The organism is Streptomyces sp. NPDC021012 (assembly GCF_044333355.1).
Classification (GTDB): Bacteria; Actinomycetota; Actinomycetes; order Streptomycetales; family Streptomycetaceae; genus Streptomyces.
This window is the reverse complement of the sequence record NZ_JBIRQU010000009.1, coordinates 26,988-49,388: the sequence shown is the minus strand read 5'-3', so window position 1 is coordinate 49,388 and position 22,401 is coordinate 26,988. Positions and strand designations below refer to the sequence as shown.

Below are 22,401 nucleotides of genomic sequence, written 5' to 3'. Positions count from 1 at the left end.
TCACCACGGGGTGAGGGTGCTGTCGCGACCTGGTGATGTCGCTGCCGCGGCGGGCACGGCCGGGGGAGAATGCAGACATCATGTGCTTTCTCCGCGCCCTGGTCGGCACCGCCCGCTCGGCCCGGCACGCCCCGCGGCTCGCCGCGGCGGTCGTGCCGGACGACGCCGTGCTGCTCGACGCCCCGGACGAGCGGCTCTCCCCCGCCCTGGTCGCCGCGGCCCTCGGCGACCCGGAGCCCGCGGCGAAGCTGCTCGCGACCACCCGGGACGCCGGGGAGTGGGAGGACCGCGACCGTTACGTCACCCGGCTCGCCACCTTCGCGTACAGCAGGGGCGACTGGCTCACCCGGTGGCTCGCCGCCGCGCCCGGCGATCCCGACGCCCTCCTCGTCACGGCGCAGCTCGCCGTCCGCAGGGCCTGGGAGTCCCCGGCGCGGGCCGAGCGGCTGCGCGAGCTCGCTCCGCTGGTGCGGGAGATCGCCGGGCAGGCCCCGCACGATCCGGTGCCGTGGCGGCTGGCGCTCGACCACGCGCGCGGGGCGCACGCCGGGCACGCGGTCTTCGAGTCGCTGTGGGAGCAGGCCGTGCGCCGCTCCCCGCACCACTACGGCTGCCACGTCGCCGCCCTGAAGTACCTCTCCGCGCAGTGGTACGGCTCGCACCGGGCCGCCTTCGACTTCGCCGAGCAGGCCGCGGACGACGCCACCCCGGGCTCGCTCGTCGGGGCGCTGCCCATCCGCGCGGCCTACGACGGGCTCCGGGTGGCGCCGGGTCCCGACGGGGCCGTGCCGGCCGCCCGGGTCGACCGGGCGGTGCTCCGCGCCCTCGCCCTGTCCGCGGAGTTCCCGGCGGGCGACCCGTGGCCCGCCGAGGTCCGCAACCTGCTGGCGTACGTGCTGGTGGAGCGGGCGCGCTGGCCGGAGGCCTGGGAGGAGTTCGGGCGGATCGGCCCGTACGCGACCTCCTTCCCCTGGGGTGCCGCGCGGGGTTCCGTACGGGAGGACCCCCTCCTCCTGTTCCTGGCCGCGCGGGACCGGGCGCGGGGCGAACTGGCCCGCCGGACCCCCCTCCACGGCACGGGTACCGGAAGGACCGGACGGGGCGGGCCCGGCGGCCATTAGGCTTGGCGGCTGTGACCACCGCTCGCCTGCCTCTCTTCCCGCTCAACGCGGTGCTGTTCCCCGGCCTCGTGCTGCCGCTGAACGTCTTCGAGGAGCGTTATCGCGCCATGATGCGCGAACTGCTCACGATCGACGACGCGGAGCCGCGCCGCTTCGCCGTCGTCGCCATCCGTGACGGCCGCGAGGTCGCGCCGACGGCTCCCGGCCTGCCGGACCAGACGGCGCTGCCGGAGAAGGGCCCGGCCGCGGGCTTCGGCTCCGATCCCATCCAGTCCTTCCACCGGGTCGGCTGCATCGCCGACGCGGCGTCGATCCGGGAGCGCGCCGACGGCAGCTTCGAGGTGATGACCACCGGTACGACCCGGGTCAAGCTGCTGTCGGTGGACGCGAGCGGGCCGTTCCTGACGGCCGAGGTCGAGGAGATCCCCGAGGAGCAGGGCGAGGAGGCGTCCGCGCTCGCCGAGGGCGTGCTGCGGGCCTTCCGGAACTACCAGAAGCGTCTCGCGGGGGCCCGGGAGCGCTCGCTGACGGCGAGTGAGCTGCCCGACGAGCCCTCCGTGGTGTCGTACCTGGTCGCGGCGGCGGCGGTGCTCGACGTCCCGTCGAAGCAGCGGCTGCTCCAGGCGCCGGACACGGCGACCCGGCTGCGGGAGGAGCTGACGCTGCTGCGGGCGGAGACCGCGGTGCTGCGGCATCTGCCCTCGCTGCCGGTGGTGGACCTGACGCAGGCCCCGACCTACCCGAACTGATCCGGCCCCGCCGGGCCGACCGAGCCGACCGAGTCGAGGAAGAGCGCGTGGCGAAGAAGCAGAAGAAGAACAGCGGGGGCACCCCGGCGACGGTGGCCCTGACGGAGGCCGGCACCCCCTTCACCCTGCACGCGTACGAGCACGACCCGGCCTCCCCCTCGTACGGGGAGGAGGCGGCGGAGGCGCTCGGCGTCTCCCCGGACCGGGTGTTCAAGACGCTGGTCGCGGACGTCGACGGCGAGCTGACGGTCGCGGTGGTCCCGGTGGCGGGCCAGCTGGACCTGAAGGCGCTGGCCTCGGCGGTCGGCGGGAAGCGCGCCGCGATGGCCGACCCGGCGGCGGCGGAGCGCACGACGGGGTACGTGCGGGGCGGCATCTCCCCGCTGGGCCAGCGCAAGCGGCTCCGTACGGTCCTCGACTCCTCGGCCTCGGACCACGCGACCGTGTGCGTCTCCGCGGGCCGCCGCGGCCTGGAGGTGGAGCTCTCCCCCGCCGATCTGGCCGCCCTCACCTCGGCGGTCGTGGCCCCGATCGGCCGCGCCTGACGTCGGGCGCGGCCTCACGGGGGGGGGCTCCGTACGAGCGGGGGCTCAGTCGCGCCCCGCAGGGTGCTTACGCCGTAAGCACGGGGGCTCCGTACGAGCGAGGGCTCAGTGCGTGCCCGGGCCCTGCGTGTACGCCTTGGGCTGATCCCAGGGCTCCGGTTCCGGGTCGCGGGGCCCGAAGACGGCCGTCAGCGCGAGGTGCACGATCATCGCGGCGAGCGGCCAGGCCAGCATCGCGGCGGCCCCGAGGTTCAGTTCGAGCGGCGCCTCGAAGGGGACGTTCGGGCCGACCGCCTTCGCGTGGGCGACCACGTCGCCGGTGGGGCCGAAGCTCGTCCCGATCCACCAGGCGAGCAGCGAGCCCAGGCCGCCGCCGAGCGCCAGGCCGAGGACGAGCGGGACGCCGCCCTTGCGGCGCAGCAGGAAGACGACGAGCGCGGCGACCGCGCCGAAGGCCAGCGCGAGGAGCACGAACGTTCCGTCGGCGCCGATCGCCTGCTCCCCCTCCGAGTTCCGGAGGTAGACGCCCTTGCCGTCCGAGATGAGCAGGACCCGCGGGGCCAGGTTCAGCCACAGCACCCCGAGCAGCGCCCCCGCGACCGCGGAGGCGAGGGTCACCAGCACGCCCTGCACGACCTCGGCGCCCGTGATCGGGTCCCCGGCCGGACCGAGCGGCGGCGGGGGCGGCGGGGGCCGGTCGGGATCGTGCGGCGGCTGGTGAGGCGGAGTCAGAGGTGCGGTCACCCCGCCATCGTGCCAGGTGTCCCTGTGGCCCGCCTCAGCGGACGGCGGCCCGCCGGTAGGCCCAGGTGGCGACGGTGAGCGAGACGAGGCCGACCACCCCGCAGACGGCGAGGTCGGCGGCGACGGCCGCCCAGTCGGGGTGCGGCTCGAAGGTGCGGGCCAGGGCCTCCACGCCGTACGTCGACGGCAGCAGGTCCCGCGCCCAGCCGATCGGTCCGGGCAGCCGCTCGGCCGGGAGGACCCCGAGGAGCAGGGCCGCCGACATGCCGAGCTGGCCGAGGAGGGTGGCCAGCTCCTGGCGGGGCGCGAGCAGCCCGAGGGCCGCGCCGAGTCCGGCGAGCGCCGCCCCGGCGAGCGGGACGACGGCGGCGAGGATCCACAGCTGGCCGAGGGGCAGCCCGAAGAGCAGGGAGCCGGCGACGGCGGTGACGACGGTCCCGGGCACGGTGAAGGAGGCGTACGCCCCGGCCGCGCCGAGGACGACGGAGGCGGGCGGCACGGGCAGGGTGGCGTAGTGGTCGAGGCCGCCGCCGGCCCGCAGCTGCCCGAAGTACTGGGCGAGCAGGTTGAGCGCGACGAAGGCGACGACGAGGACGGTGGAGCCGGCCACGACCGCGCGCGCCTCGGAGCCGCCGTCGACGACCCCGCGCATCAGGACCATGATCCCGATCGACTGGAAGGTGGCGACGAACAGCAGCGGGATGCGGGCGACGCGGGCCCGGGAGAGCTGCGCCCGGTAGACGGCGGCCAGGGCCGGCAGGAGCCGGGCGCGCGGGGCGAGGGGCGCGGCGGCCCCGTCCTCGTCCCGGCCGGTGGCGGGGAGCGCGCCGGTCGGCAGGACCTCGGCGGGCAGGGTGCTCACTGCGTACGGCTCCTGAAGGTCACGTGCGGTCGGTCCGGGGTCACGCCTTCACCAGTCCCTCGGTCGCGCCGCCCAGGGCGAGGTACACGTCCTCCAGGCTGGGCGTGGCCAGGGTGAAGTCGTCGAGCGCGGCGAACGCGGCCCCGCCGGTGACGGCGGCGACGGCCTCGCGGGCGGCGTCGGGGGCGAGCCGGAGGTGCCAGCGGCGTCCGGTCTCCTGGGCGAGGCCGCGCAGGGCGGCGACCTCGGGCAGGTGGAGCGGGGGCGCCTCGCGCCACACCAGCTCGACACGGACCTCGCCGGCGACCCGCTCCTTGAGTCCGGCGGGGGTGTCGCAGGCGATGACCCGGCCGCGGTCGATGACGGCGACCCGGTCGAGGACGGTCTCGGCCTCGATGACGTTGTGGGTGACGAGCAGCACGGTGGCACCGTGCTCGGCGCGGCGCCGGTCGACGGCGGCCCAGACGGCGCGCCGGGCGACCGGGTCCATGCCGGTGGTGGGTTCGTCGAGGACGAGGACGGGCCGGCGGCCGACGAGCGCGGCGGCGAAGCAGGCGAGCCGCCGCTGTCCGCCGGAGAGCTTCTTGAGGGGGCGGCCGACGATCTCGCCGAGCCCGAGCTCGTCCAGGACGGCGTCGCGCTCGGCGCGGGCGTCGTGGGCGGAGAGGCCGCGGAGCCGTCCGGTGGTCTCGGCGGCGAGGGAGACGGTCAGCTCGTCGAGGGCGGTGGACTCCTGGCCGAGGTAGGCGAGGAGCCGGGACGCCCGCTCGGGGTGGCGCACGAGGTCGTGGCCGAGGAGCTCGACGGTGCCGGAGTCGGGGCGCATGAGCCCGGTGAGCTGGCGGACGAGGGTGGACTTGCCGGCGCCGTTGGGTCCGAGCAGGCCGAAGATCTCGCCGCCGCGCACGTCGAGGCTGATCCCGTCGGTGGCCCGCACCTCCGGGGTCGCGGGCGCGCCGCGCCTGCCGCGCGTGGCGGGGTACGTCTTGACCAGATCCCGCACCACGCACACCGTACTCACGGGGTAAGAGCCTAAGGGGTCGCCGGGCCCGCTCCGGGCGCGGGGGCGTGTTCGGCGGCGGCCCGGACGTCGATCTCGCGCCAGAAACCGGCCCGGATCGCGTACCGGTCGTGCTCGTCGATCTGGTCGTCCTTGTGGGCGAGCAGTCCGAAACGGGCGGCGTAGCGGAGGAGTTCGCCGTCGATGCGGTGCGGGATCCGCGGGTAGAGGGTGGAGAGCTTCTGGACGTGGCTCTGCTCGGGGAGCCGTTCCATCCACCGGCGGGCGAACACCTGTCCGACCTCGAAGGGGTCGCCGCCGACGGTGGTGATGTCCTCCTCGCGGTCGGCCCAGCGCTGCTCCGCGCTGGTGAGCGTGGCGAGGGTGGGCAGGCTGGCGGTCTCGGCGGGCTCGCCGAAGGAGGGGGCCGGGCGCTCGATCCAGCCCCGGTCGGAGGACCAGCGGAGCGCGCTCGCGCCCTGCGGCACCGGGGCGGCCTGGGCGCCGGGGCCGCGCAGTCCCGCGAGGTCCTTGGGGGTGGGGACGCCCTTGCCCGTCGCCGGGGAGGGGACGCCGGCGCCGTGGACGTGCTCGTCCTCGCGGACGTGGCCGTTGGCGTGGAGGTGACCGTTGGCGTGCAGGCGGTCGTGGCCGCCCTCGCCGTTCGCTTCGGCGGGGGCCGCGGCGGCGGCCCGTTCGGCGGAGGCGGAGGCGGAGGCGGCGAGCGCCGCCTCCGGCAGCGGCGCGGAGAGGATGGCGGCGATCTCCGGGCGCGGGGCGGGCGGCGGCGCGCAGATGCCGGTGAGGTCCCTGGCGCGGACCGCGCGGGTGATCCAGGCCCGGTCGAGGACCCGCCGCTCGTCGGCCTCGGCGACGAGGTCCTCGGACTGGTTGTAGTCGCCGTCGGCGGCCTGGACGGCCCAGAGGTGGACGGCGACGCCGTGCTCCTTGGCCGACATGAGGCCGGGCAGCAGGTCGCCGTCGCCCGTGACGAGCACGATGTCGGAGCAGGCCCTGTTCCTGGCGAGCTCGGTCAGCTCGGTGTGCATGGCCGCGTCGACGCCCTTCTGCGCCCAGCGCCCGTCGCTCCTGGTCAGGGCGCCGAGCCGGACGGTGACCCGGGGCATCACGCGGAGTCTGCGGTGCTCGGGCTGGGGCACCCGGTCCGGCGCGCCGTCGAACCAGTAGATCCGCAGGAGGGGCAGCGCGGTCTCGGCCTCGGCGCGCTGCCGCAGCTGCTGGATGAGACCGGCGTGGTCGACGGTGATCCTGGAGCGGGCCGGTTCCCCGGCGAGGAGACTGGCGGCGGCGCCCAGCAGGTAGCCGGCGTCCACCAGGACGACGCAGCGGTCCACGTGTTCCACCCTCTTTCGGGAGCCTCGGGATCGAAAGGGTGCTTCGGGTTCCTTCGAGTCTGCCCGACCGCCAGGTGGTTGACGTCCGGAACTGGATCATCGGCGTGGCGAGTATCACCTCCACGCGCCGCCTACGCTCCGTAATGATCCAACATGCGGCGGTTCGTACCGTGTGTGAGTCTGACAGCGGCCCTGGCCCCTAGGTCCCTTTGAGGAGGCATCCCCATGGCCAAGAACCGCAACCAGAACCGCAGTCAGAAGCAGCAGTCGCAGGCCGAACGCGGTCAGCAGCAGGCGCAGCAGTCGGCGATGGAATCGCAGGCCGAGTCGCGCGCGAGCCAGGTCACGCCCGGTGACATGGCCCGCAAGGGCCGTCAGAAGCGCTTCGGCCACAACTGACGCTCGGACGGCAAAGGGGCGCGCCCGTGGGAACGGGCGCGCCCCTTGCGCGTGGACGGGACGGGGTCAGCCGGCCAGGCAGGACGGGCCGAGCAGCACCTTCAGGTCGCCGAAGAGCGCCGGGTCGGCCGTCACCCGGTGCCGGTCGAGCCGGAGCACGGTGGTGGTGCGGGGGCCCTGGAGCTTGATCCGCACCTCGGTGTTGCCCTTGTGGTGCTTGAGGATCTCGCCGAGCCTGCTGACCATCGGCGGGGTCACCTTCACGGTCGGGATGGTGAGGACCACCGGCGCGTTGGTCCCGGCGTTCGACAGGTCGGGGACCATCAGCTCCATGGCGACGAGGCGGGGCACGTCCTCGCGCTTGTCGAGGCGTCCCTTGACGAAGACGACCGTGTCCTCGACGAGCTGGGTGGAGACCAGCTGGTACGTGGCCGGGAAGAACATGCACTCGATGGAGCCGGCCAGGTCCTCGACGGTGGCGATGGCCCAGGCGTTGCCCTGCTTGGTCATCTTGCGCTGGAGGCCGGAGATGATGCCGCCGATGGTGACGACCGCGCCGTCGGCGTGCTCACCGCCGGTCAGCTGGGAGATCGCCGCGTCCGTCTTGTCGGACAGGACGTGCTCGATGCCGAAGAGCGGGTGGTCGGAGACGTACAGGCCGAGCATCTCGCGCTCCTGGGCGAGCAGGTACGACTTCTCCCACTCGACGTCGGAGAACTCGACGTCGAGGCCGAAGCCGGGCTCGTCGTTCGCCTCGTCACCCATCCCGCCGAACAGGTCGAACTGCCCCTCGGCCTCCTTGCGCTTGACCGCCACCACGTTGTCGATCATGGGTTCGTGGTGGGCGACCAGGCCCTTGCGGGTGTGGCCCATCTCGTCGAAGGCGCCGGCCTTGATCAGCGATTCGACCGTCCGCTTGTTGCAGACGACGGCCTCGACCTTGTCCAGGAAGTCGGGGAAGGAGGAGTACTTCCCCTTGGCCTTGCGCGTCTTGATGATCGACTCGACGACGTTGGCGCCGACGTTCCGGACGGCGGTGAGGCCGAAGAGGATCACGTCGTCGCCCTGCGCGGCGAAGTTCGCCTCGGACTCGTTGACGTTCGGCGGGAGCACCTTGATGCCCATGCGGCGGCACTCGTTGAGGTAGACGGCGGACTTGTCCTTGTCGTCCTTGACCGAGGTGAGCAGTCCCGCCATGTACTCGGCGGGGTGGTTGGCCTTGAGGTAGGCGGTCCAGTAGGAGACCAGGCCGTACGCGGCGGAGTGCGCCTTGTTGAAGGCGTAGCCGGCGAAGGGGACCAGGACGTCCCAGAGGGCCTGGATGGCCTCGTCGCTGTAGCCGTTCTTCTTGGCTCCGGCCTGGAAGATGGTGAAGTTCTTCGCCAGCTCCTCGGGCTTCTTCTTGCCCATGACGCGGCGGAGGATGTCGGCCTCGCCGAGCGAGTAGCCGGCGATGATCTGGGCGGCCTTCTGCACCTGCTCCTGGTACACGATGAGGCCGTAGGTGACCGCGAGCACCTCTTCGAGCGGCTTCTCCAGCTCGGGGTGGATCGGGGTGATCTCCTGCTGGCCGTTCTTGCGCAGGGCGTAGTTCGTGTGCGAGTTCATGCCCATCGGGCCCGGCCGGTACAGGGCGGACACGGCGGAGATGTCTTCGAAGTTGTCGGGCTTCATCAGCCGCAGCAGCGAGCGCATGGGCCCGCCGTCGAACTGGAAGACGCCGAGGGTGTCACCGCGCTGGAGCAGTTCGAAGGTCTTGGGGTCGTCCAGCGGCAGGGCGAGGAGGTCCAGGTCGATGCCCTTGTTCGCCTTCACCATCTTGACGGCGTCGTCCATGATGGTGAGGTTGCGCAGGCCGAGGAAGTCCATCTTCAGCAGGCCGAGCGACTCGCACTGCGGGTAGTCCCACTGCGTGATGGTCACGCCGTCCGTGTGCCGCACCCAGATCGGGGCGTGGTCGACGATCGGCTCGCTGGACATGATCACGCCGGCGGCGTGCACGCCCATCTGCCGGACCAGGCCCTCGACGCCCTTGGCGGTGTCGATGACCTTCTTCACGTCCGGCTCGTTCTCGTACATCGCCCGGATCTCGCCGGCCTCGCTGTAGCGCGGGTGGCTCGGGTTGGTGATGCCGTCGAGGTCGATGCCCTTGCCGAGGACGTCGGCGGGCATGGCCTTGGTGAGCCGGTCGCCCATGGCGTACGGGTAGCCGAGGACGCGCGCGGAGTCCTTGATGGCGTTCTTCGCCTTGATCTTTCCGTACGTGCCGATCATGGCGACCTTGTCGGCGCCGTACTTCTCGGTCACGTACCGGATCACCTCGACGCGCCGGCGCTCGTCGAAGTCGATGTCGACATCGGGCATCGAGATGCGCTCGGGGTTGAGGAAGCGCTCGAAGATCAGGCCGTGCGGGATGGGGTCGAGGTCGGTGATGCCCATGGCGTACGCGACGATCGAGCCGGCCGCGGAGCCTCGGCCGGGACCGACGGCGATGCCCTGCTTCTTCGCCCACATGATGAAGTCGGCGACGACGAGGAAGTAGCCGGGGAAGCCCATCGAGATGATGGTGTCCATCTCGTACTCGACCTGCTTGAGACGGTCCTCGGGGATGCCGTTCGGGAAACGGCGGTGCATGCCCCGCATGGTCTCCTCGCGGAACCAGGAGACCTCGGTGTAGCCCTCGGGGATGTCGAACTTCGGCATGAGGTTCTTGGCCTCGAACATGCCGGTGGTGTCGATCTGCTCCGCGACGAGGAGGGTGTTGCGGCAGCCCTCCTGCCAGGCGTCCGAGGAGTCGACGGCGTACATCTCGTCCGTGGACTTCAGGTAGTAGCCGGTGCCGTCGAACTTGAAGCGGTCCGGGTCCGAGAGGTTCTTGCCGGTCTGGATGCACAGCAGGGCGTCGTGGGCGGTGGCCTCGTGCGCGTAGGTGTAGTGCGAGTCGTTGGTGACCAGCGGCGGGATGCCGAGCTTCTTGCCGATCTCCAGGAGCCCGTCGCGGACCCGGTGCTCGATCTCGATGCCGTGGTCCATCAGCTCCAGGAAGTACCGGTCCTTGCCGAAGATGTCCTGGTACTCGGAGGCGGCCTTGAGGGCCTCGTCGAACTGGCCGAGGCGGAGGCGGGTCTGCAGCTCGCCGGAGGGGCAGCCGGTGGAGGCGATCAGGCCCTCGGACCACTGGGAGATGGTCTCCTTGTCCATCCGGGGCCACTTCTGCAGCCAGCCCTCGGCGTAGGCGTCGGAGGAGAGCTTGAAGAGGTTGTGGAGGCCGGTGGCGTTCGCCGCCCAGATCGTCTTGTGGGTGTAACCGCCGGAACCGGAGACGTCGTCCCGCTTCTGGTGCGGCTGGCCCCACTGGATCTTCCGCTTGTTGCGCCGGGACTCGGGCGCCACGTACGCCTCGATGCCGATGATCGGCGTCACGCCGGCCTTCTTCGCGCTGTGGAAGAAGTCATAGGCCCCGTGCAGGTTGCCGTGGTCGGACATGGCGATGTGCGTCATGCCCATCTCGTTGCACGCGTTGAACATGTCCTTCAGCCGCGCGGCACCGTCCAGCAGCGAGTACTGGGTGTGGACGTGGAGGTGCGTGAAGGGCGGCTTGGTCACGGCGGGAGGCCTCCGGAAAACGCTGGGCGACAGGCTGCGGACAGTCTGGGGGGACAGCGTGGAAGTCTACGTCTCCGGGCTGACAGTCGGCGGGCACTCGGAGCTAGGGTCGCGCGTTGAGAGACACGGAACACCTGTCCGTATTGTCGTGGACATTCTTGCACCACCCCGCACCAGGAGGCACCCTCGATGTCGGTCCCCCAGCCCACCGCCGCCGAGCGCGGTGAGCACATCCTCGCCGTCTTCGACACCGCCTTCGGCGAGCTCCTCGCCGCCGACCCGGCGGCCTTCCGCGTCAAGTTCCGGAAGATGGCCGGCTCCGCCTTCGCCTTCTACCGGGGCACGGCCTGCCTCTTCTACGCGGACCTGGAGCAGGAGGTGCACGCGGGCCCGTACCTGGACGAGCAGACCGGCCGGGTCTGGATCCACGGCGACCTCCACGCCGAGAACTTCGGCACGTACATGGACGCCAACGGGCGGCTCGTCTTCAACGTCAACGACTTCGACGAGGCGTACGTCGGCCCCTTCACCTGGGACCTCAAGCGGCTCTCCGCCTCGCTCGCCCTGATCGGCTACGCCAAGGCGCTCAGCGACGAGCAGATCACCGAGCTCGTCCGGATCTACGCGGGCGCGTACCGGGAGCGGATCCACGCCCTCGCCACCGGCGCCAAGGGCAGCTATTCGTCGGAGGTCCCCTCCTTCACCCTGGAGACCGCCGACGGGGCGCTCCTCGGCGCGCTGCGCGAGGCCCGGGCGCTGACCCGCTTCGAGCTGCTCGACTCGATGACCGAGATCCGCGACTTCGAGCGCCGCTTCTCGGCGGGCGCGGGCACGATCGAGCTGGACGCGGCCACCCGGTACAAGGTCCTGGCGGCCTTCGACGGCTACCTGGAGACCCTGCCGGAGTCCTCCCTGGCCCGCCCCGACTCGTACCGGGTGAAGGACGTCGTCGGGCGGCGCGGGATCGGCATCGGCTCGGCCGGCCTCCCCTCGTACAACATCCTCCTGGAGGGCAACAGCGACGCCCTGGAGAACGACGTCGTGATCTACATGAAGCAGGCGCAGACCCCGGCGGTCTCGCGGCACGTCACGGACCCGGCGGTACGGGGGTACTTCCAGCACGAGGGCCACCGCACCGTGATCTCGCAGCGGGCGCTCCAGGCGCACGCCGACCCGTGGCTGGGCTGGACGGAGCTGGACGGGGCGGGCCAGCTGGTCGCCGAGGTGTCGCCGTACGCGGTGGACCTGGACTGGTCGGACATCGACGACCCGCAGGAGATCGCGACCACCGTCGCGGACCTGGGCCGGGCGACGGCCACGATGCACGCGGCGGCGGACGACTCCAGCGGCCACTCGCTGGTGCCGTTCTCGACGGAGCGGGCCATCGACGCGGCGATAGCCGCCGACGAGGAGGGCTTCGCCGCGCTCCTGGTCGACTTCGCGCACTCCTACGGGGCGCGGGCGCGGGCGGACCACCAGATCTTCGTGGACCTCTTCCGCAACGGCCGGATCCCGGGCCTGTAGGGGAACGCACAGCTTGTCCTTAAGGACCCCTTACGGGCGGTCGTGGGACACTCCACGACGATGGACATGGCAGGGACGCAGCTGAGGGCGCTGCGGGCGGCGTTCTTCACGGCACTGGTCGTGACGCTGTCCGTGGCGTCCCACGTGCTGCTCTCCCGCGTGCCGCTGCCGCTGGGGACGGTCGTCCCGGTCGCGGTCGGCGTCTTCGCCGTGGCGTACGCGCTGGCCGGCCGCGAGCGCGGTCTCGGCCCGATCGCCGGGGTCCTCGTCCCCCTGGAGCTGGCCGCCGACACGCTCTTCACCAGCGGTCAGGCGGTCTGTTACGGCCCCGCCGGCGGCCCGGTCGCCGGTTCGCTGCGCTCGGTGGGCGTGGACGTGTTCTGCGGCGGCGCCGTGGGCACGCCGCTGCCTGGGGTGGTGAGCCCGGAGGGCGGGAGCGCGGCCGCGCTGCTCGACTCCCCCGACCCGGCGCTGCCCTGGCTGCTGCTCCTGGCCCATGTGGGCGTGGGGCTCTCGGCCGCGTGCTGGCTGCGCGGCGGGGAGCGGGCCCTGGCCCGGCTGCTCCGTGCGGTGGAGGGCTTCGCGTTCCGGCCGCTGCTGCTCGTGGCGGCCTTCTTCCGGGCCGCCGGTCCGGCGCCGCTGCGGGCCGGTCGGCCCGCCGACCGGCCCCGGTCCTCCCGTACCCGGCTCCTCGTGCACTCCGTCGGGCGGCGGGGGCCGCCGCGTCAGGTGCTCGCTCTCGTCTGAGCGGGTCCCGCGCGTCCCCCTGCCCTTCCCCCTTTCACGGAGATCAGAATCATGAGTGCACGCAACAGCCACGCCAACAAGGCCGCCGCCCGCGAGCGACTGCGCGAGGAGCGCGAGCGCCAGGCGAAGAAGGACCGGGCGCGCCGGCAGGTGATCGTCGGCGTCTCGGCCGTGGCCGTCCTGGCGGCCGCCGGCGGCATCGGCTACGCGGTCGTCCAGTCGAACAAGCCCTCCCACTGGGAGTCGGTGGCCGACGCGAAGAACGTGACGGCCCCGAAGAACACCACGGGCACGGACGGCACGACCGTCGTCATCGGCAAGGACTCCGCGAAGAAGACGCTGGAGCTGTACGAGGACTCGCGCTGCCCGGTCTGCGCGACCTTCGAGCAGACCGTGGGCTCCACGGTCGAGAAGGACGTCGAGGCCGGCAAGTACAAGATCAGGTACGTGGGCGCCACCTTCATCGACAACGGCATCCCGGGCGAGGGCTCGAAGAACGCCCTCTCGGCGCTCGGCGCCGCGCTGGACGTGAGCCCGGAGGCCTTCCTGAAGTACAAGTACGCCCTCTACTCCGCGAAGTTCCACCCGGACGAGAAGCAGGACAAGTTCGCCAAGGACTCCTACCTCCTGGAGGTGGCGGACACGGTCCCGGCCCTCAAGGGCAACGCCGCGTTCAAGAAGAACGTCGAGGACGGCACCTTCGACGCGTGGGCGATGAAGATGTCGAAGGCCTTCGACGCCAGCGGGGTGCAGGGCACCCCGACGCTGAAGATGAACGGCAAGGCGGTCACGACGCCGGGCACGACCAACCCGCCGATGACGGTGGCCGAGTTCAACACGGCGATCGACGCGGCCCTCAAGGCCTGACGCCCCCTCGCTCCGCCTCGGCCCCGGACCGGTTCGGTCCGGGGCCGAGGCGTACCCGGCTCAGGCGTCCGGGGGGCGACGAGTGGGCGAACTTCCGGCTGGGGGCTGCCCCTCGGGCGTACTCGTCAGTAATCTGACTGCCCGTGACCAGTCGCTTCATATCCTCCGCCCCCACGCGGCGCGCCGTCGTCAAGGCCGCCGCCGTCACCGCCGTCGCCACGCCCGCCCTGCTGGGCGCGGCCTCCCCGGCGCTCGCGGACTCCGGGGCGCCCGCCTTCCTCCACGGCGTCGCCTCGGGCGACCCGCTGCCCGACGGCGTCCTGCTCTGGACGCGCGTCACCCCCACCCCCGAGGCCGTGCCGGGATCCGGTCTCGGCCCCGACGTCCAGGTCGGCTGGGAGCTCGCCGAGGACCGCTCCTTCGCCCGGGTCGTCGCCTCCGGCACGACCACGGCGAGCGCCGCCTCCGACCACACGGTGAAGGCCGACGTCCGGGGCCTGCGCCCGGCCACCGCCTACTGGTTCCGCTTCACCGCGGACGGCGCCGTCTCCCCGACCGCCCGCACCCGCACCGCGCCGGCCGCCGACTCCGCCGGGCCCGGCGTCCGCTTCGGCGTGGTCTCCTGCTCGAACTGGGAGTCCGGCTACTTCTCCGCCTACCGCCACCTCGCGGCCCGCTCCGACCTGGACGCGGTCCTCCACCTCGGCGACTACATCTACGAGTACGCCACCGGCGCCTACCCCGAGGCGAAGTACGTCGTCCGGCAGCACGAGCCGCGCCACGAGATCCTCACGCTGGCCGACTACCGCACCCGGCACGGGAAGTACAAGACGGACGCCGACCTCCAGGCGATGCACGCGGCGCACCCGATCGTCGCCATCTGGGACGACCACGAGTTCGCCAACGACGCCTGGTCGGGCGGGGCCGAGAACCACACCCCCGGCGCCGAGGGCGACTGGGCGGCCCGGGTGGCCGCCGCGAAGCAGGCGTACTTCGAGTGGATGCCGGTCCGCACCTCCACGGAGGGCACGGTCTTCCGGCGCCTGCGCTTCGGCAAGCTGGCCGATCTGCACCTGCTGGACCTGCGCTCGTTCCGCTCCGCGCCGGCGAAGACGGGCAGCGGCACGGTGGACGACCCGGAGCGGTCCATCACCGGCCGCGCACAGCTGGACTGGCTGAAGGCCGGTCTGGCCGGTTCGGACGCGACCTGGCAGCTGGTCGGCACCTCGGTGATGATCTCGCCGGTCGCCTTCGGCTCCCTGCCGGCGTACCTCCTGGAGCCGCTCGCCGGGCTCCTCGGCCTGCCGAAGGAGGGGATCGCGGTCAACGTCGACCAGTGGGACGGCTACACCGACGACCGCAAGGAGCTGCTGGCGCACCTGACCGAGCGGGCGATCCGGAACACGGTCTTCCTGACCGGCGACATCCACATGGCCTGGGCCAACGACGTGCCGGTGAAGGCCGCGACGTACCCGCTCTCGGCCTCGGCGGCGACCGAGTTCGTGGTCACCTCGGTGACCTCGGACAACCTCGACGACCTGCTGCACGTGGCCCCGGGGACGCTCTCGGTGGTGGCCGCGGGCGCCGTGAAGACCGCCAACCGCCATGTGAAGTGGGTGGACATGGACCACCACGGCTACGGCGTGCTCGACGTGACGGCCGCGCGCTCGCAGATGGACTACTACACGGTCTCCGACAAGACGGACCCGGCCGCGACGGCGTCCTGGGCGCGCTCGTACCGGACGCTGAGCGGAACGCAGCGTGTCGAGCGGGTGTACCAGCCGGTGCTCTGAGCGATGCCTTAACGGCGATTTTCAGCCATGATCCCTTTTGTTAACGGGGGATCACATGGCTACGGCGGGTGGTGGGTTCCGGAGATCGAATCCGGACACACCACCCGCCTCTGTCACTTCGTTCGTTACGTCCCCGTCTCAAACCCTGGGAGCGACGGAAGTTTTTCTTCCCGATGACCCGAATTGCCCCACGAATGATTGGGCTTGATCGCTCCTCGGCGACCCCTGACATGGACGCGTAACCTCCCCGGCGTGGCGAGGAAGTTCCTCGCAACCACCCCCCGCGAGGAGTCACCCGTGCGTGCTCTTGTCCGTATATCGCCGCGCATGTCCCGTCGTGTGCTCGGCACCGCCGTGATGGCCGGAACCCTGGCCCTGGCCCCGCTGTCCGCCCCGGCGGCCACCCCGTCGACCACCACGCTGGCCTCGGCCGAGAAGTGCGCGGACGGCGCCACCGCCCTGTCCGGCGCCCGCAAGGCGAAGGGCAACTCCACCGAGGCCGAGCCCAACGCCGTCAGCGCCGCCCAGGCCAAGGCCATGGACGACGACCTGAAGAAGAAGGTCGCCGCCGCCCGGAACTCCGGCCGCCTCAGCGCCTCCTCCCTCGCCGCCGGCGCCACGATCCCCGTCTACTTCCACGTGATCCACAGCGGCACGACGGGCAAGCTCAGCGCCACCGCCATCAACAACCAGATGGCCGTCCTCAACGCCGCCTACTCGGGCCAGGGCACCGGCAACGTCAACTCGGGCTTCCAGTTCTCCCTGGCCGGCACCGACTACACGGACAACGCCACCTGGTACAACATCACCGACGGCACCCAGGCCGAGAAGGACATGAAGACCGCCCTGCGCAAGGGCGGCGCGAACGCCCTGAACATCTACACCGCCAACCTCGGCGGCGGCCTCCTCGGCTGGGCGACCTTCCCGTCCTCGTACAAGTCCGCCCCGAACATGGACGGCGTCGTCATCCTCGACGCCTCGCTCCCGGGCGGCTCCGCCGCCAACTACAACGAGGGCGACACCGCCACCCACGAGGTCGGCCACTGGATGGGCCTGTACCACACCTTCCAGGGCGGCTGCACCGGCAACGGCGACTACGTCTCCGACACCCCGGCCGAGAAGAGCGCCGCCTTCGAGTGCCCGACCGGCCGTGACACCTGCACCTCCAAGCCCGGTGTGGACCCGATCCACAACTTCATGGACTACACGTACGACTCCTGCATGTACCAGTTCACCGCCGGCCAGGTGGCCCGCATGAACGACGCCTGGGTCGCGTACCGCGCCTGACGGACCGTCCGCGCGAAAAGGGGTGTGGCCCCGGGGAGTTCCCCGGGGCCACACCCCTTTTCCGCACTCTCCTGCGCCCTACAGGCTGTCGATGAAGGACAGCGCGACCGCCCAGGTCCGCTCCGCCGCCTCCGCGTCGTAGTCCGGCAGCTCCGGGTCCGTGTAGATGTGCCCCGCGCCCCGGTAGCGGTAGATCTCCACGTCCGCCCCGGCCTTGCGCATCTGGAGGTACCAGGAGGACAGCCAGTCGTCCGTCTCGAAGGGGTCCGGCTCGGCCACGTGCAGCTGGACCGGCAGCTCGTCCACCGAGGCGGACTCCGCGAGGTCCGAGGTGCCGTGGAACAGCAGCAGCCCGCGCGCCCTCTCGTCACCGAGCGCCAGGGTCTGCGCGATCGAGGCCCCGAGCGAGAGGCCCATGTAGACCAGGCCCCGCTCGGAGTACGGCGCGGCGGCCAGGACCGCCCGCTTCAGCAGCTCGTCCTTGCCGATCTCGTCCCGGAGCGCCACGCCCTCCTCGACGGTCCCGACCGTCCGGCCGTCGTAGAGGTCCGGGGTCCAGACCTGGTGCCCGGCGGCCCGGAGCCGCTCGGCGGCCGCCTCGACGGAAGGGGTCAGCCCGTAGGCCGAGTGGAAGAGCATGATGTCCATGCGTCCCATCCTGCCACCCGGCGCCGACGGCACCGGGCAGGCCCCGGAGGCGTCAGCGCATGCTGCGCACGTCCAGGTGGCGCAGCACCCGGTCCACCACCTCGGGGTCGGCGCCCGGCTCGCTGCGGGCCGAGAGGACCTCGTGCCGGGCGGCCGACATCAGCTCCCGCTGGATCCGCTGCACCGCCTTGAACCGCTTGCTCCGCTCCAGGAACGCGGCCCGCCGCTCGTCGTCCACCATGTCGGGGCTGATCCTCGCCCCGATGTCGTACGCCCCGCGCAGCAGCCGCTCCTGGACCTCCTCGGGCAGCTCCTCGACCTCCTCGATCTCCTTGAGCCTGCGCTTGGCCGCCTTCGCCGCGCGGATCGCGAGCTCCCGCTCCAGGGCGCGTTCGGTCTCCGTGTCGGCCCGCACCCCGAGCCGCTTGACCAGCCAGGGCAGGGTGAGGCCCTGGAGGACGAGAGTGGCGATGATCACGCAGAAGGCGATGAAGACGATCTCGTCGCGGCCGGGGAAGGGCGAGCCGTCGTCGGTGGTGAACGGGATGGCGAGGGCGAGCGCCACCGAGGCCACCCCGCGCATCCCCGCCCACCACATGACGACGGTCTCCCGCCAGCTCATCGGGATCTCCTCGTCGACGTCCCGCAGCGTGTGCAGCCGCTTCGCCAGCCAGGTGGCGGGAAGCAGCCACAGGAGCCGGACGCCGACGACCACGCCGACCACGGCGGCGCCCCAGCCGAGCATCTCCCAGCCGCGCCCCTCCGCGACCCCGAAGACGTGGACGAGCTCCAGGCCGATGAGGCCGAAGGCGATGCCGGTGACGAGGGTGTCGACGATCTGCCAGAAGGTCTGTCCGGCGAGCCGGCCCATGACGTCGTCGGCGTCGGCCGCGTGCTCGGCCAGGAAGAGGGCGGTGACCAGGACGGCGAGGACGCCGGAGCCGTGCAGCTCCTCGGCGATCACGTAGCTCACGAAGGGGACGAGGAGGGTGAGGCCGGTCTGCAGGGTGACGTCGCCGAGGAATCCGATGAGCTTGTTGGAGAGCCAGCCGAGCGCCAGGCCGATGACGACGGCGACCACGGCGGACAGCACGAACTCGCCCAGCGCCTCGGGCCAGGAGAAGGAGCCGCTGACGGTGGCGGCGATCGCCACGTGGTAGAGCACGATCGCGGTGACGTCGTTGAAGAGGCCCTCGCCCTCCAGGATCGACACGAGCCGGCGGGGCAGCCCCAGCGAACCGGCCACGGCGGTGGCGGCCACCGGGTCCGGCGGCGCCACGAGCGCGCCGAGCGCCAGCGCGGCCGCCAGCGGAAGGCCGGGCACCAGCGAGTGCGCGACCGCGCCGACGGCGGCCGTGGTGACGAAGACCAGGGCGACGGCGAGCAGGAAGATGGGCCGTCTGTTGGCCGCGAACTGCCGCCAGGAGGTCCGCTGCACGGAGGCGTACAGGAGCGGCGGCAGGACCAGCGGGAGGATGAACTCCGGCGGGACGTCGACGTTCGGCACGAACGGCAGGAAGGCCAGCACGATCCCGACGAGGGTCATCAGGACGGGCGCGGGCAGCCCGAGCCGTTCGCCGAGCGGCACGGTGAGCAGGGCGCCGAGGAGCAGCAGGAAGAGCAGGGCCAATTGATCCACGGCCCCACCCTGTCACGTACGTCCGTTTTGAAGGCAATCGCCCCCTGCTGAACGTTTGACGGCGCGCGGGGCGACCTCTCCCGCCGGACGTTCTACAGCGCGCGCCTCATGGCCCGGTGCGGGATGCCCGCGTCCGGGAACTCCGGGCCGTACACCTCGTAGCCGAGCCGCTCGTAGAAGCCCAGCGCGTGGGTCTGCGCATGCAGGTCGACGGCGCTCAGACCGCGCTCCCGCGCCGCGTCCTCGACGGCCCGCACGAGCGCCGCGCCGACCCCGAGGCCGCGCGCGGCCTTGGCGACGGCGAGTCGGCCGAGGGAGCCCACCGAGGCGTCGCCGCCGGTCTTGCCGACCGCGTCCGCCCCGTACAGCAGGCGTCCGGTGCCCAGCGACAGTCCGTCCGCGCGCACCGCGAGGACGTGCACCGCGGTGGCGTCGTACGTGTCGTACTCCAGCTCCCGCGGGACGCCCTGCTCCTCGACGAAGACCTCGCGGCGCACCGCGAAGCAGGCCTCCCTGTCCCCTTCGCCGACCGCCTCGCGGACGGTGTAGGCGTCGCTCACCGGCTCTCCGAGGCGATCCGGTCGAGGGCCTTCTGCAGGTCCGCCGGGTAGGTGCTGGAGAACTCGACCCAGGACCCGTCGGCCGGGTGCTCGAAGCCGAGGCGGACGGCGTGCAGCCACTGCCGGGTCAGGCCGAGGCGCTTGGCGAGCGTCGGGTCGGCGCCGTAGGTGAGGTCGCCGACGCAGGGGTGGCGGTGGGCGGACATGTGCACCCGGATCTGGTGGGTGCGGCCCGTCTCCAGCTTGATGTCGAGCAGCGAGGCCGAGCGGTACGCCTCGATGAGGTCGTAGTGCGTGACCGAGGGCTTGCCGTCGGCGGTGACCGCCCACTTGTAGTCGTGGTTCGGGTGCCGGCCGATCGGCGCGTCGATGGTGCCGCTCATCGGGTCCGGGTGGCCCTGGACCAGCGCGTTGTAGCGCTTGTCGACCACGCGCTCCTTGAACTGGCGCTTGAGCGAGGTGTACGCGTACTCCGACTTGGCGACCACCATCAGACCGGAGGTGCCGACGTCGAGGCGGTGCACGATGCCCTGGCGCTCGGCGGCGCCGGAGGTGGAGATCCGGTACCCGGCGGCGGCGAGGCCGCCGATGACCGTGGTGCCGGTCCAGCCGGGGCTGGGGTGCGCGGCGACGCCGACCGGCTTCATGATCACGACGATGTCGTCGTCGTCGTGGATGATCTCCATGCCCTCGACGGGCTCGGCCACGACCTGCACGGGCGCGGCCGCGCCCGGCATCTCGACCTCGAGCCACGCGCCGCCGCTGACCCGCTCGGACTTGCCGACGACGGAGCCGTCGACCTGGACCTTCCCTGCGGCGGCCAGCTCGGCCGCCTTCGTACGGGAGAACCCGAACATACGGGCGATGGCGGCGTCGACGCGCTCGCCCTCCAGGCCATCGGGAACGGGCAGCGTGCGGATCTCGGGACTCGTGCTCACCCGTCGAGTATGCCTTGTCAGTCCTTGTGGACGGTGCCGTCCGGGTCCAGACCCCGGAACGACAGGATGACGATCAGGATGCCGCCGCAGACGATCGCCGAGTCGGCGAGGTTGAAGACGGCGAAGTGCGCGGGGGCGATGAAGTCCACGACCGCGCCCTCGAAGACCCCCGGCGAGCGGAAGATCCGGTCCGTGAGGTTGCCGAGCGCCCCGCCGAGCAGCAGGCCCAGCGCGATCGCCCAGGGCAGGCTGTAGAGCTTCCGCGCCAGCCGGATGATCACGACGATCACGGTGGCCGCGATGCAGGTGAAGATGATCGTGAAGGCCTCGCCCATGCCGAAGGCGGCGCCCGGGTTCCGGATGGCGTCGAGCCGCAGCAGGTCGCCGACCAGCTCGATCGGCTCGTGGCCCTCCAGCTTGGCGACCACCAGCATCTTGCTGCCGAGGTCGAGCAGGTAGGCGAGGACGGCCACGACGAAGAGGGCGACGATCCTGCGCCTGCCCCTGGGCCGCTCCTCGGGAGCGGCCGTGCCCTCGGGAGCGGCCGTCTCGTCGGCCCCTGCTGAATCCGGCGTACCGATGATGCGCTCCGCCTCTGCCACGTGAGTGAGTCCCTCGACCTCGATGCCTGACCGTGCCCCGAGGGTACGGCACAGGCGTACGAGACCGGCAGCCGAGATCGTCAGCCGCGCCGCTCCTGCCGCTGTTTGTCCTCGACGCAGAGCGTGGCCCGCGGGAAGGCCTGCATCCGCGCCTTGCCGATCGGCTTCCCGCACACCTCGCAGAGGCCGTACGTGCCCGCGTCGAGCCGCTCCAGGGCGTGCTCGGTCTGCTCCAGCATCTCCCGGGCGTTCGCCGCGAGGGCCAGCTCGTGCTCGCGCGTGATGTTCTTGGTGCCGGTGTCGGCCTGGTCGTCCCCGGCGCCGTCGCCGGAGTCCCGCATCAGGCCGGTCAGCTCCTCCTGGGAATGGACGAGCTCGCTGCGCAGCCGCAGCACCTCCGACTGGAGGACGTCGCGGGCCTCGGCGACCTCCGCCGGCGTCCACGGGTCCTCGCCGGGACGCACCGCGAGCTCACCGGCCCGCGCCGGGGGCACCGCCGCCCCGTCCCCGACGGTCGTGACGCCACCCGTGGTCTTCTTCGCTGCCACCGTCCTGGCTCCTGTCTGCTTCTTCGCGGCGGTCGCCTTCCGCGCGACCGCCTTCTTCGCCCCGGCCTTCCTGGCCGGCGTCTTCGGGGCCGAGACCTCGTCGGCGGAATCCACCGCAGCGGCCTTCTTCGAGGCCGGGGCCTCGCCGACGGGGTCTGCCGCAGCGGCCTTCTTCGAAGCCGGGGCCTCGTCGGCGGGGTCCGTCGCCGCGGCCTTCTTCGGGGCCGTGGCCTCGGAGGTCGTCTTGCGGGCCGCGGGTTTCCTGGCGGGTGCCTTCTTCGCGACCGTCTTGCGGGCCTGCGTCTTCTTCGCGACCCGCTTCCCGTCGACCGTCGACTTCTTGCCGGCCACGTCCTTGACGGACACGTCCTCGGCGACCCCGGCCGCGCCGGCGGAACCGGCGACCGAGGTCTTCTTCGCGGCGGTCTTCTTCGCCACCATGTCGCGGCCCCTTCACATTTTGTGATCTTGCTCGCGAATCGTGCTGGGACGATAAATCGGCCCAAGGCCCGCGGCAACGGGGCACGCCGCCGTTCCCACCCGCCCCCGCTCCCCGCGGGGCGGGCCTGCCTCCGTTGTGCCCAGCTCCCCGCCCGGTTATCCGTCCCGCCCCTCCCCCACATGGGCGCACGCGAAGTCCGGCACGGCCCGTATGGCCATTCGGGTCACGGGAAAACCGGTCTGCCGCCTCTCCCCGGGCCCCGTACACTGGCTCCAGCGAAAGGCTTGGATGGGGACGAGTAGCGTCGCAAGCAGCCATGAGCGACCCGGGGACGGTGAGAGCCCGGGGGCGAGCCCGATGTGAAGCATCACCCCGGAGCCGTCGGAAGAAAGCCGCGCGACAGCGCGGTGACTAGACCCGGCGTC

At 72.1% G+C, this 22,401-nt stretch carries 20 protein-coding genes; 9 read left to right on the top strand and 11 right to left on the bottom strand.

The window, feature by feature from the left end:
* Positions 1–80 precede the first annotated feature (80 nt).
* From ACH4TP_RS27330 to ybaK, 3 genes are read left to right on the top strand one after another with little or no spacing between them, the layout of a single operon-like run.
* On the top strand, positions 81–1,121 hold the full coding sequence (locus tag ACH4TP_RS27330; protein WP_398439390.1) for a hypothetical protein: 1,041 nt from the start codon (positions 81–83) through the stop codon (positions 1,119–1,121).
* Positions 1,122–1,132: 11 nt separating this feature from the next.
* Positions 1,133–1,870 carry an LON peptidase substrate-binding domain-containing protein gene (locus ACH4TP_RS27325; protein WP_389223973.1) on the top strand — a complete coding sequence of 246 codons (738 nt, stop codon included), beginning with the start codon at positions 1,133–1,135 and terminating at the stop codon, positions 1,868–1,870.
* A 47-nt stretch (positions 1,871–1,917) separates the two neighbouring features.
* Complete coding sequence (ybaK, locus tag ACH4TP_RS27320; RefSeq protein WP_383671253.1) at positions 1,918–2,415, top strand: Cys-tRNA(Pro) deacylase; 498 nt, start codon at positions 1,918–1,920, stop codon at positions 2,413–2,415.
* 105 nt (positions 2,416–2,520) lie between these two features.
* Here ybaK and ACH4TP_RS27315 read toward each other — a convergent pair whose 3' ends face one another.
* From ACH4TP_RS27315 to ACH4TP_RS27300, 4 genes are read right to left on the bottom strand one after another with little or no spacing between them, the layout of a single operon-like run.
* On the bottom strand, positions 2,521–3,159 hold the full coding sequence (locus ACH4TP_RS27315) for a DUF2567 domain-containing protein (RefSeq protein ID WP_389223976.1): 639 nt from the start codon (positions 3,157–3,159) through the stop codon (positions 2,521–2,523).
* A 34-nt stretch (positions 3,160–3,193) separates the two neighbouring features.
* Entirely contained in the window at positions 3,194–4,021 is an 828-nt protein-coding gene (locus tag ACH4TP_RS27310; protein ID WP_398177603.1) for an ABC transporter permease, read from the bottom strand.
* A gap of 40 nt (positions 4,022–4,061) precedes the next feature.
* Entirely contained in the window at positions 4,062–5,033 is a 972-nt protein-coding gene (locus tag ACH4TP_RS27305) for an ABC transporter ATP-binding protein (RefSeq protein WP_398439489.1), read from the bottom strand.
* Between the two features lie 20 nt (positions 5,034–5,053).
* A complete protein-coding gene (locus ACH4TP_RS27300) occupies positions 5,054–6,385 on the bottom strand; it encodes an NYN domain-containing protein (protein WP_389223981.1) in 1,332 nt (443 codons plus the stop codon).
* 216 nt (positions 6,386–6,601) lie between these two features.
* Between ACH4TP_RS27300 and ACH4TP_RS27295 the strand changes: the two genes are divergently transcribed.
* Positions 6,602–6,775 carry a hypothetical protein gene (locus tag ACH4TP_RS27295; RefSeq protein WP_389223984.1) on the top strand — a complete coding sequence of 58 codons (174 nt, stop codon included), beginning with the start codon at positions 6,602–6,604 and terminating at the stop codon, positions 6,773–6,775.
* Between the two features lie 66 nt (positions 6,776–6,841).
* Here ACH4TP_RS27295 and dnaE read toward each other — a convergent pair whose 3' ends face one another.
* Positions 6,842–10,381, bottom strand: a complete 3,540-nt coding sequence (gene dnaE, locus ACH4TP_RS27290) for a DNA polymerase III subunit alpha (RefSeq protein WP_398177609.1) — start codon at positions 10,379–10,381, stop codon at positions 6,842–6,844.
* Positions 10,382–10,570: 189 nt separating this feature from the next.
* Between dnaE and ACH4TP_RS27285 the strand changes: the two genes are divergently transcribed.
* From ACH4TP_RS27285 to ACH4TP_RS27265, 5 genes are all read left to right on the top strand, one after another.
* A complete protein-coding gene (locus ACH4TP_RS27285; RefSeq protein WP_398439389.1) occupies positions 10,571–11,905 on the top strand; it encodes a DUF2252 domain-containing protein in 1,335 nt (444 codons plus the stop codon).
* 60 nt (positions 11,906–11,965) lie between these two features.
* A complete protein-coding gene (locus ACH4TP_RS27280) occupies positions 11,966–12,652 on the top strand; it encodes a hypothetical protein (protein WP_398439388.1) in 687 nt (228 codons plus the stop codon).
* A 51-nt stretch (positions 12,653–12,703) separates the two neighbouring features.
* Complete coding sequence (locus ACH4TP_RS27275) at positions 12,704–13,519, top strand: DsbA family protein (RefSeq protein ID WP_389223996.1); 816 nt, start codon at positions 12,704–12,706, stop codon at positions 13,517–13,519.
* A 143-nt stretch (positions 13,520–13,662) separates the two neighbouring features.
* Positions 13,663–15,312 carry an alkaline phosphatase D family protein gene (locus tag ACH4TP_RS27270; RefSeq protein ID WP_398439386.1) on the top strand — a complete coding sequence of 550 codons (1,650 nt, stop codon included), beginning with the start codon at positions 13,663–13,665 and terminating at the stop codon, positions 15,310–15,312.
* Positions 15,313–15,639: 327 nt separating this feature from the next.
* Complete coding sequence (locus ACH4TP_RS27265) at positions 15,640–16,599, top strand: zinc metalloprotease (protein ID WP_389224001.1); 960 nt, start codon at positions 15,640–15,642, stop codon at positions 16,597–16,599.
* 78 nt (positions 16,600–16,677) lie between these two features.
* Here ACH4TP_RS27265 and ACH4TP_RS27260 read toward each other — a convergent pair whose 3' ends face one another.
* The 6 genes from ACH4TP_RS27260 to ACH4TP_RS27235 all read right to left on the bottom strand — a co-directional run bounded on the left by ACH4TP_RS27260 (position 16,678) and on the right by ACH4TP_RS27235 (position 21,975).
* A complete protein-coding gene (locus ACH4TP_RS27260) occupies positions 16,678–17,247 on the bottom strand; it encodes a dienelactone hydrolase family protein (protein WP_389224004.1) in 570 nt (189 codons plus the stop codon).
* A gap of 52 nt (positions 17,248–17,299) precedes the next feature.
* A complete protein-coding gene (locus ACH4TP_RS27255; protein ID WP_398177622.1) occupies positions 17,300–18,886 on the bottom strand; it encodes a Na+/H+ antiporter in 1,587 nt (528 codons plus the stop codon).
* A gap of 92 nt (positions 18,887–18,978) precedes the next feature.
* Complete coding sequence (locus tag ACH4TP_RS27250; protein ID WP_398439385.1) at positions 18,979–19,446, bottom strand: GNAT family N-acetyltransferase; 468 nt, start codon at positions 19,444–19,446, stop codon at positions 18,979–18,981.
* On the bottom strand, positions 19,443–20,384 hold the full coding sequence (locus ACH4TP_RS27245; RefSeq protein ID WP_389224013.1) for an RluA family pseudouridine synthase: 942 nt from the start codon (positions 20,382–20,384) through the stop codon (positions 19,443–19,445). Before ACH4TP_RS27245 ends, ACH4TP_RS27250 begins: the two co-directional genes overlap by 4 nt.
* 17 nt (positions 20,385–20,401) lie before the next feature.
* The gene (gene lspA, locus ACH4TP_RS27240) at positions 20,402–20,986 is read right to left on the bottom strand and encodes a signal peptidase II (RefSeq protein ID WP_398177627.1); all 585 of its coding nucleotides are present in this window, start codon (positions 20,984–20,986) and stop codon (positions 20,402–20,404) included.
* A gap of 80 nt (positions 20,987–21,066) precedes the next feature.
* Positions 21,067–21,975: a TraR/DksA C4-type zinc finger protein gene (locus tag ACH4TP_RS27235; protein WP_398439384.1), complete on the bottom strand. Its 909-nt coding sequence runs from the start codon at positions 21,973–21,975 to the stop codon at positions 21,067–21,069.
* Positions 21,976–22,401: the final 426 nt, after the last annotated feature.

Coding starts and splice junctions, on each gene's coding strand:
- ACH4TP_RS27265 (WP_389224001.1), top strand. CDS start 15,640: ATGTCCCGTCGTGTGCTCGGCACCGCCGTGATGGCCGGAACCCTGGCC.
- ACH4TP_RS27260 (WP_389224004.1), bottom strand. CDS start 17,247: ATGGACATCATGCTCTTCCACTCGGCCTACGGGCTGACCCCTTCCGTC.
- ACH4TP_RS27330 (WP_398439390.1), top strand. CDS start 81: ATGTGCTTTCTCCGCGCCCTGGTCGGCACCGCCCGCTCGGCCCGGCAC.
- ACH4TP_RS27285 (WP_398439389.1), top strand. CDS start 10,571: ATGTCGGTCCCCCAGCCCACCGCCGCCGAGCGCGGTGAGCACATCCTC.
- ACH4TP_RS27275 (WP_389223996.1), top strand. CDS start 12,704: ATGAGTGCACGCAACAGCCACGCCAACAAGGCCGCCGCCCGCGAGCGA.
- ACH4TP_RS27295 (WP_389223984.1), top strand. CDS start 6,602: ATGGCCAAGAACCGCAACCAGAACCGCAGTCAGAAGCAGCAGTCGCAG.
- ACH4TP_RS27235 (WP_398439384.1), bottom strand. CDS start 21,975: ATGGTGGCGAAGAAGACCGCCGCGAAGAAGACCTCGGTCGCCGGTTCC.
- ACH4TP_RS27280 (WP_398439388.1), top strand. CDS start 11,966: ATGGACATGGCAGGGACGCAGCTGAGGGCGCTGCGGGCGGCGTTCTTC.